Source organism: Okeania sp. (assembly GCF_983059655.1).
In genome coordinates this window covers 1-20,108 of the sequence record NZ_CEZPJD010000005.1, presented here as the reverse complement: position 1 = coordinate 20,108, position 20,108 = coordinate 1, and the positions used below count along the sequence as shown (strand labels likewise).

General features: G+C 34.9%; 12 protein-coding genes. 4 read left to right on the top strand and 8 right to left on the bottom strand.

The window, feature by feature from the left end; translation table 11 throughout:
* A partial coding sequence (locus tag AC3DU7_RS00965; RefSeq protein ID WP_488037500.1) for a glycosyltransferase occupies positions 1–239 on the top strand: 239 nt, incomplete at its 5' end.
* A 971-nt stretch (positions 240–1,210) separates the two neighbouring features.
* Positions 1,211–2,164 (top strand): calcium-binding protein, encoded by a 954-nt coding sequence (locus AC3DU7_RS00960; RefSeq protein WP_488037499.1) that lies wholly within the window; start codon positions 1,211–1,213, stop codon positions 2,162–2,164.
* Between the two features lie 57 nt (positions 2,165–2,221).
* Here the strand turns inward: AC3DU7_RS00960 and AC3DU7_RS00955 are convergent, their stop codons facing one another.
* The 4 genes from AC3DU7_RS00955 to AC3DU7_RS00940 form a co-directional block, all read right to left on the bottom strand.
* Positions 2,222–4,225, bottom strand: coding sequence for a hypothetical protein (locus tag AC3DU7_RS00955; protein WP_488037498.1), 2,004 nt, complete (start codon positions 4,223–4,225; stop codon positions 2,222–2,224).
* A 330-nt stretch (positions 4,226–4,555) separates the two neighbouring features.
* Entirely contained in the window at positions 4,556–5,830 is a 1,275-nt protein-coding gene (locus tag AC3DU7_RS00950) for a glycosyltransferase family 4 protein (RefSeq protein WP_488037497.1), read from the bottom strand.
* Positions 5,831–6,100: 270 nt separating this feature from the next.
* The gene (locus AC3DU7_RS00945) at positions 6,101–6,799 is read right to left on the bottom strand and encodes a class I SAM-dependent methyltransferase (protein ID WP_488037496.1); all 699 of its coding nucleotides are present in this window, start codon (positions 6,797–6,799) and stop codon (positions 6,101–6,103) included.
* A gap of 642 nt (positions 6,800–7,441) precedes the next feature.
* Entirely contained in the window at positions 7,442–8,230 is a 789-nt protein-coding gene (locus AC3DU7_RS00940; RefSeq protein WP_488037495.1) for a sulfotransferase domain-containing protein, read from the bottom strand.
* A 520-nt stretch (positions 8,231–8,750) separates the two neighbouring features.
* Here AC3DU7_RS00940 and AC3DU7_RS00935 point away from each other — a divergent pair.
* Both AC3DU7_RS00935 and AC3DU7_RS00930 read left to right on the top strand, forming a co-directional pair.
* Positions 8,751–8,960, top strand: coding sequence for a hypothetical protein (locus AC3DU7_RS00935; RefSeq protein ID WP_488037494.1), 210 nt, complete (start codon positions 8,751–8,753; stop codon positions 8,958–8,960).
* 128 nt (positions 8,961–9,088) lie between these two features.
* Entirely contained in the window at positions 9,089–9,310 is a 222-nt protein-coding gene (locus AC3DU7_RS00930) for a hypothetical protein (RefSeq protein WP_488037493.1), read from the top strand.
* An 878-nt stretch (positions 9,311–10,188) separates the two neighbouring features.
* On the opposite strand, the gene AC3DU7_RS00925 is transcribed toward AC3DU7_RS00930, so the two are convergent.
* The 4 genes from AC3DU7_RS00925 to AC3DU7_RS00910 form a co-directional block, all read right to left on the bottom strand.
* Complete coding sequence (locus AC3DU7_RS00925; protein ID WP_488037492.1) at positions 10,189–11,313, bottom strand: class I SAM-dependent methyltransferase; 1,125 nt, start codon at positions 11,311–11,313, stop codon at positions 10,189–10,191.
* A gap of 381 nt (positions 11,314–11,694) precedes the next feature.
* A complete protein-coding gene (locus AC3DU7_RS00920) occupies positions 11,695–11,880 on the bottom strand; it encodes a hypothetical protein (RefSeq protein ID WP_488037491.1) in 186 nt (61 codons plus the stop codon).
* 166 nt (positions 11,881–12,046) lie between these two features.
* On the bottom strand, positions 12,047–18,100 hold the full coding sequence (locus tag AC3DU7_RS00915) for a glycosyltransferase (RefSeq protein WP_488037490.1): 6,054 nt from the start codon (positions 18,098–18,100) through the stop codon (positions 12,047–12,049).
* A gap of 340 nt (positions 18,101–18,440) precedes the next feature.
* Positions 18,441–20,108: class I SAM-dependent methyltransferase (locus tag AC3DU7_RS00910; RefSeq protein ID WP_488037489.1), on the bottom strand; the 1,668-nt coding region annotated here is incomplete at its 5' end.

Sequence of the window (20,108 nt, the reverse complement as noted above, 5' to 3'; positions counted from 1 at the left end):
GTAAAACTGGTTTAATTTATCATTCTGTTTCAGATTTTGCTAGAAAATTTAGACAACTAATAACTGATGAAAATTTCAGAAAAAAAATAGCAATTAACGCTTATGATTGGGTAAAAAATAATCGTTTACTTTATCAACATTATCGTCAACATCGGGATTGGTATCTGCAAATGCGAGATGAATTACCACGTTTAAATAAAGAGTTAAAAAATCGTGTTCCAGAATTATTTGATGATTAAAAAATTGAAGTATCCTTTTTGAAGGAGCTAGGAGACAGAAAACAGTATACAGAATGAAGAATCCAAAGTAAGTAAAGTTTCTATTTCTAGCTAATTAAAGACTATGGAACATAAGATTTAGTTGAGATATTATATCAAGTCTGGTAGCATCGGTATTGTAAAGTAAGGGTAAGAAATAAAGAAAAAGGAAGAAGGTTTAAAAGCTGGAAAAAACTGAAATTTCCTGTATATATTTACCCTTTGGTTTACACAAACAATAAAGTGCGGACATGATATTAAACCTATAGCAATCCGCGCATTGGTTGTGACAATTTTTATAATAGTTAAAAAGCGTTTCGGTCCGGAATACTCCGCTTGCTAGATACCATTATCGGTCGCACTGCCTTTTGAGGCGCTCTAGCTGTTAACGTAGTTCCTCCGCAGGAGGCTAGCTAATAACTGATAGCTAGTTAATTTGAACTGAAAACCTTTAAAATTCTGTACATAGCCAATCCGACGGCTCCCTTACCAGCAAAATATTAAAACTTAAATAGAATTGCTATATTTATACTCCTACAGAGAAGCAAACTAAATTCATTTATGCTATAGAATTAAATACAGCAATTGTCACAAGTGTAATTGTCTAAATTATGTTAGTTATCAAAAAAAACTAACATATTTTATTAGTCTATGGTTTCCTAAAAAAATTAAACTATTAAAAATATAATGTTCCAGAACTATTTAACAGACAAAAAATTGACCTATGATTTTTGAATAAGCAGTTGAGCTGCCAAAAAAGTTAGTATTAGTAGATTTTCCTACTCCCTACTCCCTATTCCTTAATCTATAGCGCTACAAAAATTTGTTAGGACATTTATCCTAAAACTCTTTTACAGTTTGCTATTCCCTGTTCCCTATTCCCTGTTCCCTACTCCCTACTCCCTACTCCCTACTCCCTACTCCCTACTCCCTACTCCCTAATCTAAATAAAAATGCGAATATTATTTACAATTGCTCATTTCTTTAACCCTGAAGGTAGCGGAAAACATGGATCTTTACGAAAAGACCCGCAAACACGCCGCATAGCATTAACTACCTGTTTAACTGCATTACGTGCCTTATATGCTAAATCTCAGTACATCATTGATATTAGTAGACATCAAGCAATTCCAGCCAATAAAAATCATGGCCATGATATTGATATTATTGTTTGTACCACAAAAGGTTTTCATTTATTATCTCAAATTCCTTTGCCCTCAGATTTTCTGATGCACCACAGTACTAACGTAGAACCGATGTTACTGGGTTTTGAATGTCAGGAAGTAATGAAATCAAGTCTTGGGAAATATGATTATTATTGTTACTTAGAAGATGATTTAATACTACATGACCCATGGCTATTTGTGAAATTAAATTGGTTTAATCACCACACAGGAAATGGTAATTTACTTCAACCAAATCGTTATGAAATTTCTCCTTTAGGAGCTGTTCCCAAAGCTTATATAGATGGAGATTTAAAACCAGAAATAACAGCTAAATTTCAAAATATTCGAGAGCAATATCAGCTTAAGGGAAAAATTATGGAAAAGGTAATTGCCTTTCATCGAACTCTTAATCCCCATTCTGGTTGCTATTTTTTGAATGCCGAACAAATGAAAGAGTGGGCTAGTAAACCTTATTTTTTGGACCGAGATACCAGCTTTATTGGTCCGTTAGAAAGTGCTGCTACTTTAGGAATTATGCGTACTTTTAAAATTTATAAACCTGCTGCTGCTGATGCAAGTTTTCTAGAAATTCAGCATTTTGGCACTACATTTTTGAGTTTAATTGATAATCAAATAAAATTGCTTCAAGAGCAAGCTCCGGTTAACGAAAAAATTCAAAGTGAAGATAAAAATCAAGTAGAAGAAGAAGTTAAAACAGAAACTAATTCAGAAAAAAAATGAGGAGTGATTAAAAATAAATCACAGCCTCATAATTTTACTTAATGCTAATAGATAATATTAGATAATAAAGATGTCAGATTGAAGTAGATTAGGAGTACCATTGAGACGAGCAATGGTAACAATAGGATTACTATCATCATTTTCTAGATTACCGTTAGGATCGTACTTTAATAAACCTGAACCAGCTAGTTCTTGCTCGTCTGCTGGAGCGCTAGGATTTCGTACTGGGTTTCGTTCATAGATAATAGTAGGACCGGTAGTTCGAGCAAAGCTATCTTCATAGTTATCACCTGCAGCAACAGCAGCAAAATCATTAAGGCCAATAATTGAGTTTTTGCTTGAATTTTGCAAACCAAATCCACTCAAGTCTAGAATTATTCGGTCATCAGCAGGATCGAAGTCTACGATAACAGTAGCTTTGCTGTCCTCGGTAATAGTAAAATAAGCAAAACTATCGTTACCTTGACCGCCAATTAAGGAGTCTCCTGTAGCAAGGCCAGGTGCAATATAGTCATCACCTGCACCACCAACAATAGTATCTCTTCCTCCACGGCCAAATATTACATCATCCCCTGCACCAGCATTAATATTATCTCCTCCTTCATCATCTGCACTACCACCCACAATCGAATCATCACCTGCTCCAGTAATTAAGGTGTCTGCTCCATCAGCACCACTTAAAGTATTACTACCTTGAGTATCTTCTATTGTAAATGATGGTGATGTACCTCCATCCTGAAATGCTATGACTGTATCGTTACCTTGTGTATTACCAATTAACTGGTCGTTTGTTCCACCAAACTGAATAAAGTCATTACCTGTACCACCATTAAAGAAGTTTGTGACACCAGCGTTGGTACTACCCAAAAGGATATCATTACCTGAACTACCAATCAGAGTAACTTCAATACTGCCACCACCCGAAGCATCAGTACTAATACTTGTTGCATCAATGGTATCGTTACCCTCGCCCCCATCCACACGACTAAAGATACCGCTGAGACAATCATTTCCCAGACCGCCAATCATAGTATCTGATAAAAAGCCTGATGCTAAGGTATCATCACCGGCACCACCATCTAGTCTGTTTTGACCAGAAAAGCCAGGAGTGTTAACTGGTATACCATTAGGGTTAAATTTATCTTCGTTTTCTTCGAGCAAACCAGTAGTAATGAAGTCATTACCTCCACCACCAACCAAAGTATCTCTTGAAGCCTGGCCACTGATAGTATCGTTGCCAGCTCCACCATCTAAAGAATTTCTACCATCACCGAATGGCCCTACTGCACCTTGAATAAAGTCACTACCTTCACCACCTAGTAGAGTAGACCTATCTATTGCAGTTAAAGCTATAGCTGTGCTATTAACAGGAGTACCTACAGATTCCTGATTTAGCTGAACTATTGTATCATTGCCACGATCTCCACTTATACGGACTTGGCTACCCAAAGAATATAATGTGTCATTATCTCTACCGCCGTAGATAGTATCGCGATCGCCAAAAGCAACAACTAAATCTTCTTGTCGGTTTGCAGAAATAAAGTTCTGGCCTAGACCAGTGTCACCTGCAAGTGTAGGTAAGGCATCAAAATCAATATTTTCGGGAGTCAAGGAACTAATTGTATCACTGTCTCTGCCACCATAAATACTATCTCTTGTGCCTATAAGTAGGATATCATTACCTTGATTGGCAGAGTACCAGTTATCTCCAATCAGACCACGGAGAAAGTCATCTCCCTGACCTCCATAAAGACTTGTACGGGAAACAGCGACTAAGGTGTCATCGTCTGCATCTCCAAATCCAAAACCAGCAGCAGCCTGGAATTCTAGGGAGTCACTTCCCGGGCCACCTTCGAGAGTATCAGGTTGACCAGAGTTGTTAATACCAGAAGGACCCCTAGATACTAATGTATCGTTTCCTTGTCCACCTGTAGCTAGACTACCACCTAAGGTAGAAGTAAATATCAGGTCGTCTCCACCAATAGCATTAATTGTATCAGGTGCTATATTTCCAGAATCCTCCTGATCGAAGCGATCGTCTCCATCAGTTAGTGTCACCATACCGTTTCACTCCTCTACATCGTTTATATCTAAAATATGGACAATTGTTTGGTTTGACTAAACTACTAACAAACACCAGTAATTTTATATTCGGCTGTAGTTTAACCTGTTTATCTGGAATAAGTCTAGCCTTTTTACTACAAAAATTATCAGCCAGAATTTGGCCTACTATCTGCCTTTGGATGTACCATTATTGACTTTTCAGTACAATCAAGTATTTATACTAAGACAGTATATTCTTTTAATGATTGATTATAGTCTTAACATTACCGGAGGACGTGGATAGTCAATCTTAGGTTCCCATATAGTATGGTTGATTTTTAACGTAATCTAGAGTTGATATGAGGTTAGAGGTTGTTTTTTTTCCATACCTAAATCTTCTAGTTGTAAGGTGCGGTTAGCAACTTTATGAATTAGTTCCAAATGTTTTACTAATAAGTTGGAAAGAGCATATCTCTCTAAAGCTGTTTGGCGGGCTTTAACTCGGATTTCTGCCATGCGAGTTGGGTGATCCAACACTTCGTCGATGCGGTCAGCTATTTGTTTGGGGGAGAAGAAGTCTACTAATAGGCCATTTTCACCATCTTGAATAACTTCCCTCACAGGAGGTGTATCTGAGCCTACAATTAAACAACCAGTGGATAGAGACTCAATCATAGACCATGAAAGAACAAAAGGTCTTGTCAAATATACATGAACATCAGATGCTTGAATAACTTTTAAGTATAAACCATAGGGCAATGAACCAACGAAGTGAACTCGTGATAAGTCCAAGGGGATTTTTTCTAACATTTCTTGTTTGTAAGTTTTACCATTGGGTAAGGATTTACCGTAGCAGACTCTTTCAGAACCTACTATTACTACATGGCAGTTGGGCCTTCTTTCTTGAAGATAGGCGATCGCTTCTATAAATTCTGGGAAGCCCCGATAAGGTTCCATACCTCGTGCTACATAGGTCACAAGTTCATCAACACCGGACAGGTCTAAATTAGGCAGTACTAATTTTGCCCCTGGGTTTGGTTTGAAATAGTCTGTATCTACCCCATCATGAAGTACAGATAGTTTGTTTTGGAGTTCTGTGGGAAATTGCGACCGCTGCCAATATGTGGGGGATAATCCCCAATCACAGGTGTACAAATCTATTAGTATGGGAGCATTTTTTACTCTTATTCTGGCCATATCATCTACTGTCAAGGGTTCTGCGGGGTCGAAGTCAGCATCAGAGCCATGAGAATGATAAAACCATTCAAAGTAGCAAAGAAGTGGAGTGTTAGGAAATGCTTCTTTGACAAATAAAGTCGGTCCCCAGCCAGAATGGCCACAGATAACATCTGGCACAAACCCCTGAGCTTTTAGTTGTTCTGCGGTTCTAAATACGGCTTGTCCATAAATTACTGCACTTTCTAGGGGACGAACGTAGTGATGGGTTTCTGGACGGGGTTCGCGACTTGGTTTGAATAATGCTTTGTAAACTCCTGGTATTTTCCACTCTGGGCGTTCGTTTTTTGTGCCAAATACAACTTGATTATTAGGATTTGCTCCTAAAGCGGTAATAATATGACGATATTGGGCAGGAAAGTTTGGGTGCAAGAATAGATATTTCATAAGTTCTAAATTGTATAGCAGGGAATAGGGAATAGGGAACAGTGAGAAAAGTATTTTTCTATCTAAGGTTCATCATCAATCTATGTCAAACACCAACTCGTTCCTTAACCTTCAAAAAGTTAGCATAAAAGACAGAAAAATTGCAGAAAAATCACTTTGACATAATATATCCAACTACCTCCTAATTAAATTCTATTCTCCGTTACTCCTAACTACTCTCTACTTCCTCACTCACTCCTTTACTCCTTAAAAATACTTTTTCAGCAAACCCTAAATAATGTCTGGTGCTTGACATATCCAAACACAATCTCTAGGAACTGAGTCAGTATCTTTGTGGATAATTTTGTATTTGAGATGGGATAGAAATTTCTCCATTATTTCATTAGTCATTACTGAGTGAGCGGTACCGTTTCGTTTTCCCATAAGATTTTTATCCCAATCTTTGAGAAATCTTTGCCAACCTAGATTGCTGAGAGTATTTGTGTGATGAAATATGCAAATTTTTTCTCCTTGTAATTTAGCAGGAATTTGGGTTAGGTAGTTAAAAATATCTCTGGGTTCTAAATGCACCATTGTGTCGTAACAAAAACAAACATCTGCTGTTTTTGAGTCAATTATATTTAATGTTATTCCATCAAGTTTGAGATATTTTACTCTGGTTTCACCGAGTCTATTTTTAGTTGCATTTAACATAGAATTGGAAATATCGGCACATATTAATTTTTGGCAATATTTAAGTAACAATTCTGCGGTACGTCCTCCACCAATACCTATTTCTAGTACTGTGTGTTTTTCATTGATATATGGTGCTATAAATTTTTGTTCAATTAATTTTTCGTATTCTGCTAATGAGTTGGCTGCCCCTGCTGCTTTACCTATCCATTCGTCACCTACATGAGTTAATTCAGGATAATCTTCGTGCCATTTTTTAGCATATTCTTCCCAGGCATTTTCGTAATCAATAGTCATTATATTTTGTTTATTTGTGAGTTTTTTAGTTAATCTTACAGCATTTTTCAAGTTGATAAAATACAAATTTTTATGCTTTTAGAAAACATCGAATCTGAGAATAAAGAATAGAAATAAACAACTTATACCAATTTTAAAAAAGAGTGTTATGAATAATAGGTTTGATTAAGAGAATTTAAAAGAAGTGTCTCTTTGAGCAAAAAGAGAACTTCCGAGTAAAAAATGGTATTTAAGAAGCAATTCATTCTGTACATCGCCAATTCGACAGCTCCCCTGCCTGAATTCCAAGAAATATCTTACGCTATTTGTAGTAAACATTTATCAATTTGGTATTATGGATTTAAACCCAAGCTTTTAGCGTGCTGAAAGCGTAAGCATTTCCTGCGGAATGCTGCGCAAACAGCTATTAGCTGTCAGCTATTAGCAATAAGACTCTCTTAATATAGGGCAGTGTTTAAATTAACAACTGACTTTAAGGGCAAGGGAGCAAACTTTTGTAGTAAGACAATTAATAAAACTTTTCTCCTAAATTAAAAGCAATAGCTGATAGCTGATGGCTGACGGCTGAATGCTTACCTGAAAGCTAAGTTTTGTTTACAAAACATTCCGGTACGGAAAATACAGATCGCTAGTTAATTGCTATTATTCCCAATTTAAATCAATATTGAGAAATTCGGCTAGCTTTTGATTATCAGATTGAAAATATTGAATTAACTGCTGATATATTTCGTCATTAGGTTGCGAGTAATTACCAGAGTTATATGGAAGATATTCTTCTGAGTAATGGGCAGGTAGTTCTAAAAATTGGAATATTTTGTTCATTGTTTTTCGTGGGTGGCTAAATAAGTCTTCACTAAGGAGAATAAAAAATTGTTCTTTAGGAAAAATATTCATCCAATTTTGCAGTTGTTCAATATATTTGCCTCTTGCTAGATATGTATAATGTTGATGGTTAAAACTGTAATATGTTCCTGTTTGAATGATTTTTTCAACTTCTCCTTTTAGGCGATTTTGTTCGGTAGCGATCGCTTCTTTTAAAGTTAATTTTTCAGTTCCTAATCTAACTTCATGATAATAATGAGAAATTGCTCTTTCTGCTGGGTTTCTCAACAAAATAATTAATTTCATCTGAGGATATATGTCAAAAATTCGTTGGGGTACGAGAGGATGAAATAAATAGTAAGGACTTGATTCTCCTGTAATTATTCCTGGCTGTAATTCGGGAAATTGAGATTGATACCATTTCAAATCCTTATCAAAGTTTAAGTCAAAGTAATGAATTTCATGTTGTAAAGATGCTGCAATTAAAGAATGTTGTACTAAATATTTATATAAGGAATTAGTACCACATTTCTGAGCGCCAATTATTAGAAAGTGTGGCTTTTGATAGTTGATTGAATGGTTGATGTTTTTGTTGAACTTGATTTCCATATATTTATTTAGTTTCTGGTGATAAGGTTGAAAGTATTCTGTTGATTTTTGGTATAAGTAGGTAGGCGTTAAAATTTACTGTTAGATGAAGGCAGAAGGGAAGAGGTTTAAAAGCTACTTTACTTTTTGTTACATAGTTAGTTTTTTTCGTGCCTACCTACTTACTTCTAGGGTTAATATCAGTTTTTTTTCTTGATTAAGTTAAGGTCGATATAATCATTTATAAATTATGGCTTCAAACTGGAGTTTAGACTAATTACAGCGGGCCGAAAACTTATCGAGGGAGAATAGTGAGATAGTCGAACTTAGACTGAAACTATCTCTATATAAGTATTAGAATAACTTTTAAGTTAATTATCTGCCCGCTTGTGCTATGGGTTAATTGTGCCATGGCAAGACTTTTTGAAGAGTTTGAATAACTTAGGGCTTGCTGAATAAAATTGTAATCAATACCAGCTCAGGCTTCAAGAGTTAAATATTGCTGAAAAAGTGCAAGGTTTTTGGCTCTTTTGGTCTCAAAATGCTCATATTTTTCCCTGATAATGCCGAAAATTTGGCCGTAGCAGATAGTCTAGACTGTTGCCTTCCGGAGCTATTCCCTGTTGCCTATCATCACCATCAGAATTATTCAGCAAACCCTAACTTAGCCCTCACCCAAACTCCCGAAAAAATACAAATTATCAAGAGTATCGAGAACTTTCCCATCCCTGATATTACCCTTGGGTTGTGAGTTCCAAGTTTTCATTGCTTCTAGGTAGATTATTTGATCTAATTACCCAGGCTCAAAATTACTTAAAATCCATCAACAAAAAACTAAAATTATGGAGTGTGGAATCTTTAGAAATTAAGGAAAAAATATTGAATAAACAGTCTATAGTCTATCATCATCAAATAGAAATTCAACCAAGAGTCTTGGGGATAGAAAGAAGAACTTTAGTGTCAGGCAGATTTATTTTAGCTACAAATATTGAGTCATCTTCAGAAATACGAGCTACTGAAATACTTTGGAACTATAAAAACCAACAAAGTTGTGAGAGTGGCTTTAGATTCCTGAGCATACCCACAATTCTTTGCAGATAGTTTTTTTGTGGAAAAACCTCAAAGAGTAGAAACAATATTATTTGTTATGTCACTGTGTTTATTAGTATATAATCTCGGCCAAAGATAGCTGAGAAATACTTTTAAAAGAAGCAATAATGGAGTAAAAAATTAGTTAGGAAAGCTGAAAAATACTCCGAAATTAAGATGGATATTTCAATGCTTTCAAGGGGTGCATTTGTTAACAATAAATCAATCCCAAAAAGTTGTTAATCTCACAGAAGAAAGGAGTTTAATTTTAGAGTTTTACCCTCCTCTTGTCAAAAATATTATCTGTGATTTTGATGATCAGCGATCGCACTACCTGAATTGATAAAATTGATTGATGCTCTCAAAGGGAGTGTAGTTGCTCTCGTGTTTTCTGCTGTCAACACAACTCCCTAGTTCATCAACAATAGTCGTGCCACTCACTTTTTTATATTCTATCTATTAATTTGTTGGCTAAAATTCTGATGATTATTCATGTATCTTTTCATGTTACATCATGAAGTGCAGAATGTGGGTAATTGGTTCTTTTGAAAAAAAATTCATCCAATTTTTCAGGTGCTCAACGCACTGACCGCAAGATAAATATGTGTAGTTTTGATGATTAAAACTGTAATGTTTTTCTGTTTATATATTTTTTTCAACTTCTCCTTCCAAACAGTTAGACTCTTCGGCGACCGCCTCTGATATACTTCAAGATTCATAGCCTAGTTTTACTTTATGTTAGTAGTGATTGATTGCTTTATCTATAGAATTTATTAGTTTAAAATTAACTTTATAAACGTCTATAAGACATTTGAAGTGCTGACGGCGGAATACTGTTTGTGCAGAATTCTACAGGAAATGTTTATTTACAATTTAGCAATTTTCAACAATCAATTTTGTGTTTTTCTACCCTCGAAAAATACTCCTGCTGCCAAAACTTCTCTGCCTTTTTCCCCTAATACCATATCTAAATTATCACCTTCTTGTACTAAAAAAGCGTGCCAATCTTCTAAACGTTCCTGCCATTCTTGTTGTTGAATATAAGGCCAGATAGTTTGAATCAACATCATCATACTATAAGATGGATAATGATGAGGAAAAATACCACTATTGATTTCTTCAAAGTCTGACAAAATTTGCCGTAAACCATGAATTGTCATATTAAAATAATGGCTGGGGTCAGCATGAAGTGGTTGCAAAAATGCAGTATCAATAAATATTAAACTTCCTGGTTTTAAGATGCGATAAAGTTCTTTTGCAGTAAAAAATGGATTAGGTAAATGTTCAAAAACTGCATGACTAATTATGCCATCAAAGCAGTTATCTGGAAATGGTAATTTTAATGTAGAGCAGACGACATCTGTATATTGATATTGCTGTACATCTAAGTAACAAATATTTGGTTTTAAATATTCTTTTTGGGTGTTACCTGCGCCAAAATCTAAAACTATTCCATTTTCTCCAATTTTATTTAATACTGTTAAAATTCCTTCTGAGTAGGGATGGGTAGTTTCTGTTTCTGTGAGTTTAATAAATGGTAAATATCCTGGTTGTAAAATATGAGGAGTATTTCTTCTTACCCATACAGGGCAATTTTGTTTATTACATGGTGCAGCTATGTTTCCACATTGGGGGCAAATTAATAGTTTTTCTAGGTTGAAAATTCTCTGCCGTTGAGGTTGGTTAGGAATATTGCCAATAATCTTAAATTGATTTTTAAATAATAATATTTTTTCTCTTCCATCAGCAAATATTTCTATTTTTATATCTGTCTCTGGTCTGATATTTTTTGGTAGTAAAAGTTCGCCTCTAAAACCACTATGACTAGCATATTTTTTTTCTGGAAAAGCAGCAGCTACATCCGGTCGATATCCACCATGTAAAAGAGAGGCATAAGGTTTTCCATTTAGATATATACTTAGTTGAACATTGAGATTATTTTCAGAAATATACCAACCAGAAAATTTAGTTAAGTAATCTATTTCTGTGCTTTTAGGAAAATCTAGATTAAACATTATTAATTTTGTAAGCATTCAGCAGTCAGCATTCAGCATTCAGCTATTGCTTTTAGTTTTAAATAAAAGCTTTACTAATTGAGTCAGAATTAAATATTACTACAAAAGCTAGCTTTAAAGTTAAAGTCTATATTCATTTAAACCCACTTTTTTTGCTGAGAGCTGACAGCTAATAGCTGTTTGCGCAGCAGTCCGCAGGAAATGCTTACTTTATTTTCAGAAGTTCCGATTTTAAGACCAATTTTTCATACTTTAAATAGCACCCAGTATTAGGACTTTTTTTTACATTTAGGAGGGGATGAGCAACCAATCCTAAAAAACTAATTCAATATCATAAATAGGATAGTCTAAGGTTGGAAATTATTAGTAACATTAAACCTATTAATTAATCCGTAGATCTGTGCCATAATCCCTGTGTGCTAATTTGTCTAAAGAAAAGTATGCTTCGCGAAATATTTGACCATAAGTTTCTGTCATTTCTGCAAAAGTATTTAATGACTTCCAGTACATATTTAAATTACCTGCAAGTCGATGACACAATGCTTTATCTATAAACAAATATGTCAAAACATTTGCTAATTCTTTTGGGTTATCGGGAGTTTAGAATAAACCGTTGATATTTGGTTTTACCTGTTCAACAATGCAAAATACTGGAGTAGTAATTATGGGTAAACTATAAGTCATTTCTTTTCATATAACTCTAGGTTGGAAATTATTAGTAAAATTAAACCCACTAATTAATTCGTACATATGTGCCATAATCCTTGTGTGCTAATTTGTCTAAAGAAAAGTATGCTTCGCGGAAGATTTGACCATAAGTTTCTGTCATTTCTGCAAAGGTATTTAATGACTCCAGTACATATTTAGAATTACCTGCGAGTCGATTACGCAATGCTTCATCTATCAACAAAGATGTCAAAATATTTGCTAATTCTTCTGGGTTATCGGGAGTATAGAATAAACCGTTAATATTTGGTTTGACTTGTTCAACAATGCCAAATACTGGAGTAGTAACTATGGGTAAATTATAAGCCATTGCTTCTAATATGACTCTGGGAAAACTCTCTACGCGAGAAGTACAAACAAATATATCTGCTGCTTGATAATATTTTGCTGTTTCTGGAGTTTCTTTTACTATTTCTACTCGCTGTTGAATTTCTTCTGGTAATTCAGTCAAAAATTCGTGTAATTTTAAACTGTAAAGATTTGGGCGATCGCCTACTAAAAAACATTTGATTTTTTTACTTTCTGCTTCTGGAATAAATGATAAGGCTTTTACTAAATCTTGTTGACCTTTCCTTTCACAAACAGTACCTAATAATAGAATGACAATTTCATCATTTTTTATTTCTAAAGCTGATCTTGCTGATTGTTTTGACCATTTCTGAGCTGCGGATTTTAATAACTTTAAATCTAAGCCATTATGTACCACAGTAAAATTGTGATGACTATTCAAAGGTAAGTATCTATTTCGAGTAGCATCTGCCACAAAAATTATTCGATAAGGATAGCGGAAACATTCTAATGCTCTAGCAGCTATCTCTGTGCCAAACCGATTAAAATAAGTTTGCCAAGGTTCACTTTCATGTACATTCCAGACACTGGGAATATTTAATATCTGAGCGACATCTACCATGAAAAAGTTTTCTAAAGTATTGACATACATAACATCAATATTTAGTGCTTTTATTTCTTTGGCAAAACTAGCTAAAGCTTCATCATAAATATTTCTTTGATAAATATGTTCTAGTGGATTATCTAGAACAACTACCTGAATATTATGTTGTTGATAAATTTCTCTCAATTCTCCATCATTCACAGAAAAAATTATTGGTTCAACAATTCCATCATCTGCCAATTTCAGGGCAATTTCTAATTGATGAAGTGGCGCACCAGTCAGGTCTAAGGAATTACTACACATCAATAATTTAATTCTGAGATTAGGAGGGAACAGGGAACAGGGAACAGGGAACAGGGAGTTAATTGCTTGAGTATTTAACTCTGATTCATTCTGAGAATTATTAGATTCTGACTCCTGACTCCTGGCTCCTGACTCCTGATTTATAGCTCCTAATTTTTGACTTTTGACTTCTGACTTTTGACTTGAAAGCTGTTGACTTTCTAATTTTTGACTTTTGACTTTTGACTTTTGACTTTTAATAAAATATCGCCTTGGTTGAATTTCAAATAACTCACTTTCCAGAGAAAAATGAGGACTATAAAACCTATCTATCATCTGAGAATATTTCTGACGATAATTTGTTTCTTCCTGGGGATTATCAGAATAACCGCGACTTGTTCCTTCCTTATGAATTAATTCAGCATCAGGACAATAAACCGAACGATAACCTTTTTCTAAAAGTCGATAACCATAATCAGCATCATTATAAGCAACGGCAAAATTTGACTCATCAAAACCACCCAAATCTAAAAATAATTGCCGGGGAGTTAGCATACAAGCAGCAGTTACTGCCGAATAATTTCTTGACACAGAAGCTTGAGAAAGATAACCCCTATTTTCACTATGTAATAACTTAAAAGCATGACCAGCTAAACCATGATGTAAACCATGAATTACACCTGCGTGTTGAATCCTTTTATCGGGATAAATTAATTTAGCACCTACCGATCCAACACCAGGAAATTGTGCATAACCAATCATTTGACTTAACCAATGGGGAGAAATTATTTCTGTGTCGTTATTTAAAAATAGAATATATTCACTATTTACTTGTTCTACAGCACGATTATTAATTGCCGAAAAATTAAACTTACCTCCACTGTTAGGAATAGAAATAACCGATATATTTGCCGACCCAGAAAACGAACTATTCAAACTTGCCAAATATTCTAAAGTCTCAGACTCATCACTTTCATTATTAATCACAAATATTTGATAATTCTGGTAAGTTGTCTTTTTCAAAGATTCAATGCAAGACTTCAATAACTTGAATTGATTTTTAGTCGGAATAATAATACTCACCGAACCACCTTTGTCGGGAAAAGTAGCCTGAAAAATTCCTAACTTTTCTCGCAATGCCCAATCTGGTTGATAAATATCTCCCTTCACACCACGACGTTTTAAACTTTCTTGAACTGCTGTTTTACCTGCTAGAAAACTTTTCGGTTTTTCCCCACCAGAAATAGCAGTGGAACCTGGAGAAGTTCGCCAATGATATAACACTAAAGGTAAATGCCCAACCTCACGAGAAATTTCCGTTGCTCTTAAAGCAAAATCATAATCTTGAGAACCTTCAAAACCAATTCTTAAACCTCCAACTCTCTCAAAAATTTCTTTTCTAACTACGCACAAATGACCCATATACATATAAGAAAGTAACAGCTCTGGAGAATATTCCGGTTTAAATTGAGGGTCGAATCTTTTGCCTTCTGTATTAATTTTGTCGTCGTCGGAATAGAGAAAATCTGTTTCTGGATTTTGACTTAAATATAAAGCCACTTCTCCCAAAGCATCCGGAGTAAGTTCATCATCATTATCTAAAAAGAGGATAAAATCTCCCGTGGCAAGTTCAGCAGCAGAATTTGTCGCAGCACTAATATTTCCATTTTCAGAACGGAATATTAACTTAATCCGGGAGTCCGTCTCAGCTATTTCCGTCAGAAATTCCCTAATATTTGAATTACTACAATCATCCGCTATACAAAATTCCCAATTTTGGTACACTTGGTTTAGTACACTGGTGATTGCTTTGTCTAAAAATTCCACGGGTGGGTTATAAACTGGCATAACCACAGAAATTTTAGGTAAAGTTACCTGGCAACCCTCTAACCGAGAAATTAAATATTGAACCGAGCGATCGCCCCAATTATTCACCGCCAACCAAGCATCATAAACATCCACAGTTTCTGGCACCACAAATCCGGGAGGCGCTAATAATTCTCCTTCTTGCCATTGTTGCTGTCGATATATCTGTAATATTTGTCTGGCAATACCAGGTAACTCTGAAGGTAAGGGGATGATGCGACCCAACCTTTGCTTCCTTTCCGCAGTCCGTTTCCGAATAGCTTTGGCAAACTTAGATAATTTCTCGAATTTATCCTTAGCTTTTTCCCAGAAACTATAACGTCTTAGTTTTAAAACTTCCGAGCAAGGGAAACCGACTATTTCCCCATTTTCTAAATGTGCTTCTAAACTAACTTGCCATTTTCCGACTGGAAGTTCCACCGTTGCTTCAAACCCACTATCTGAACTTCCGACTAGGTCAGGAAAAACTTCTCCCACATCCTTTCGACGCAAACCATAAGCGCAGTCCACCGAAATATCCCCACATTTGAGAACTAACTTTGTGATTTTCTGTTCTGGATGGCAACACCAACCAGCAAATAAAATTACCCCCTCTCTTTGTTGCCAATTTGTAGGTGCATCAAAATTTGCCTCAACTGTAGATACTGATATTGGATAGGAGGCAAATTTATGCCACTTTCCTTTTCTATCCTGAGCTTCAAGTTGCAGTTGATAATTTCCTGGGGACAATTTTAGGGAGATTTGGAAACCAGAATTTTTCGCAGTAGAAATATCTGGAAATTTTTGGGCGACATCTAGTCGTTCAATATGGTAATTGCCTGCAAAAATTTCTTCTCCCACTCTCGCACGAATAGCTTCGATATCCAGACCAGCATTGCGAAAACACCAACCTACTATTTCTATTTGAGAACTAGCAAAATTCCAATTAGTAGGAGAGTCGATAGAGAAAATGAGGCGCATTTGCAACTTACTCAATTTCCGTTTTAACCCAGACCATTTTTCTCGCAACTTCCAGAACTTAGAAGACTTCATAGCCGAAATTTCTGCCTTGAGTGTTTCATTTTCGTAGTGCTGGGTTATTAATTGGTCTTGAGTTTGCCCCAAAATTGTCTGAGTTTGCCCCAAGATTGTCTGAGTTTTTCCCAATTCAGCTTGAGTCTGTTCGAGGGTGCTTTGAGTTTTTCCCAATTCAGCTTGAGTCTGTTCGAGGGTGCTTTGAGTTTGCCCTAAATCTGTTTCTAATATTCCTATTTTTTTCTGAGATTCTCCCAATTTTATTTGAGTAGCATCTAATTTTTGTTGAGTTTGCCCTAAATCTGTTTCTAACTGTTGAATTTTGGTTTGAGACTCAGATAATTTTATTTGAGTAGCGTCTAATTTTTGTTGAGTTTGTCCGAATTCTGTTTCTAACTGTTGAATTTTGGTTTGAGACTCAGATAATTTTATTTGAGTGCCATCTAATTTTTGTTGAGTTTGCCCGAATTCTGTTTCTAACTGTTGAAGTTTAGTTTGAGATGCTTGTAATTTAATTAAATTACCATCTAGTTGTTGTTGAGTTTGACCTAATTCTGTTTCTAATATTCCTATTTTTTGCTGAGATTCTTGTAACTTAATTTTGTTTCTATCTAGCTCGACTAAATTTTGCCCGAATTCTGTTTCCAGTCCTAGTAATTTTTTCTGAGATTCAGTTAGTTTGATCTGAGTACCGTCAAGTTGAACTAAAGTTTTACCTAGTTCTGTTTCTAGACTTAATATTTTGGCTAAAGCTTCTTGAAATCTTGTTGCTGAGTTACTGAGTTGTGCTTGAGTTTGTCCTAGAGTTATTTCTAATCTGATGACTTTCTTTTGAGAATCATCTAGTTTAGTTTTGGCACTTTCAAATTGTGCTTGAGTCTGTCCTAATTTTCTCTCTAATGTGGCAACTTTGGTTTGATATTCTTGTAATTTTGTTGCTTTGCCGTCCAGTAGTGCTTGGGTTTCTCCTATTTCTGTTTCTAATGCTTCTAATTTTTTAGCAGACTCTTTCAGCTTAATTTCTCTACTATCAAGTTGTTGCTGAGTTTCACCCAGTTCTTTTTCTAGACTATCTACTTTTTGCTGTGCTTCTCTAAAAAATTCTTGCCTTTTTTTGACATCTGTTTCTAATAGATTAATTTGTTTTTCTAAACCTCGAATATTCAACCAGTCTTGAAATTCCCAGAATTGGCAATCATTCTGGATATTTTTGATTAATTCTCCTCCTGAATCCCCACTTAAGCCAATTTTTTCTAGTTGTTGATAAACCTCTAACGTTTCTGGGAAATATTTTTCTATCAGACTAGGCTTACTGGTTTTAATAATATCCTTTACTAATAAAGATTCTTCAAAATTTCCTGGGGGAGGTGTTGGTAAGTCTAGTACGAATTTATCGTTAACTGCTTGAATAAAACCTTCAGGATTTTTACCAATACTATCAACCTTTGCTATTAAACATTGCTGAGAAAAATTCTGATAAAAATCTAAAATTCTTTCATTAAAATTCAGCCACATTTTCACTGCTATTTCTGGCTGTTCCAATAATTTTTCATCCGTAGCTCGTCGATAAAGAGAGTCTGCTACTTGCCACGGCGAACGATAGACAAAAATAAACTTGGCATCTGGTAATAAATCTAACCAAAAGTTTAAAAATAAAGTTGTTCTTGGGTCTTTCCATCCCCATTTTTTTTCAGCTCTAGCTTTTTTTTCTATATCTTGAGTTTCTTGACGGTTTTTTATTAATCGTTTAGCTGCTTTTAAATATTGTTTCTTCACAGGAATTTCTGTAATTTCTACATTACTGCCTAAATCATCCAAACCTTGGGAACCTAATATTCCTTTTTGCAGTTCCACAAATTCGATATCTTCAAAATGCCCCCTAACATTTCCATATTCCGGCCCCACTAATTTTTCTCCAATATTTACCCCTACACTCTGAAATAAAGAAGCTGTTAAAGAGGTTCCCGAACGGTGCATTCCCGTAATAATAAAAACTGTTGATTTCATCTAATTTTTCTCCTTTGTAAGCATTCAGCATTCAGCATTCAGCGGTCAGCGGTCAGTGGTCAGCTATCAGTTATGAGTTATTAAGTTATTATCGCACCGAACGAGGAATTTATACTTCTACTACTGCATATAATTTCATTTGATTTTTTTCCTGATGTAATTTTTCTCCTGACGTTAAGCAAAGTTGGCAAAATTTCCAGACACTAAATAATTAATAATTAATCAGCAATTACAGCAGTCAATCTGACAACTACTTCCCCAAAATTATGATGCATTTATACTTCTACTACTGCATATAATTTCATTTGATTTTTTTCCTGATGTAATTTTTCTCCTGACGTTAAGCAAAGTTGGCAAAATTCCAAGACACCATTACTTCCTGTTCTGCTGCTAGGGATCTTCTGTGTGTAATTACAGCATTTAATCTAACAACTACTTCTCCAGAATACTGAGGAATTTCTACTTCTACTACCGCATAATTAGTTTTGCCAAATATATGATTATGATTCAAGGGAATAGTTTTTTGTACTAACGTTTTTCCATCCTCACTTTTAACAATCTCAATTTCACATTCTATGGAATAAGCAGCAATAGGTTCTATTTTTGGATAAACTCGAAATATTTTTTGACCTTCAATTGGAAATTTAACTTCAGTCTGACACTTATGACTACCCGGTAGAATTTTTTCCACAAATTTCCAAGTTTCTCCACTATCAAAAAAAGGTAGCTCCTCAACTTCTGTTTTTACTTGCCTCTTTGTTTGGCTATCAGACAATATTTTATCCGACAAATTTTTAGTTTCTTCATTATCAGATATAAGTATTTTTTCCACTTCTATCTTTTTTCCTATTATTTCTTCCTTTGCATTTCCAACTTCTTCCTTCTTGCCAAAATTATTAACTTCTAACTTCTGACTTCTGACTTCTGACTTTATAAAAACTTCTTTCTTCCTAATTAAAGGTTGAGCAACTAAACCACCAGAAATTGGCTTTTGTAAAATATATAAATCCTGACCATTTGCCATAGTACTTTGAGGAAATCTTTGAATATGTTTGAACATAGAAAATATTTCCTGATAAGCTGCTGGTGTATGTACTGCTGCAACGGTATGTTGACCTTGACCGTCTGTTTCTCCTTGATGGTCTAAATACAAAAATAATCCTTCTTCTCCAATACTATACATTTCAGCTTGATGAGTATTTCCAGTGCGAAAAATATCATAAATTATCGGAAAAAACTGAGGTCCGTGAAGTGTCATAAATAATATTCCACCAGGGCGTAATACTCGATAAATATCCCAGGCCCAAAGATGTTGTAAATCTAAGCGTAGATGTGTAAATACTGAGACAGCATTAACTAGGTCAAACTGATTATTTTCAAAAGGTAATGGAGGTTGAATATTGTTATGTTTAACTGTGGCAAATTTGATATTTTCTTCACACCATTCAGCACATTCAGGAAAAACGTCACAGCCAAATAATTTTTGATTGGGCAAAAGTTCTGGTTTAAATGCCATTAAATAACGCCCTACTCCACAGCCAAAATCTAGAATATTCTCAAATTGATGAAAATCAAATCCTGCTTTTTGCAGATAATTTTTTACTGTATATTTGAGGTCATCGAATGAACTAAGAAAGGCTTTAACACTGGAGTTGCCACTAATTCTGAGTAACAGATGATTTGGTGGTAATAAGACAATAGAATTAACTGGAGAAATATTAACAACTCGCTCTAAATAGAAATTATTAATAATTTTGACCAAGATAACGTCATCTGGGGATAAATGTTCGCTGTTAATGCTACATGACCATTGATATTTTTTGGTTTTACTTTCGTATTCTAGCAAACAGCTTTTTACTTTTATTCCATTTACTAAAACAGCTACTTCTTCTACTTTTTCTTCAGTATTAATATCTGCTGCCCATCCTTCTATATAAATGTCTCCTGTGGATGTAACTTCGATACTTCTACAACCTCCATCAGGATGACAATGAAAGTTCAATAATTT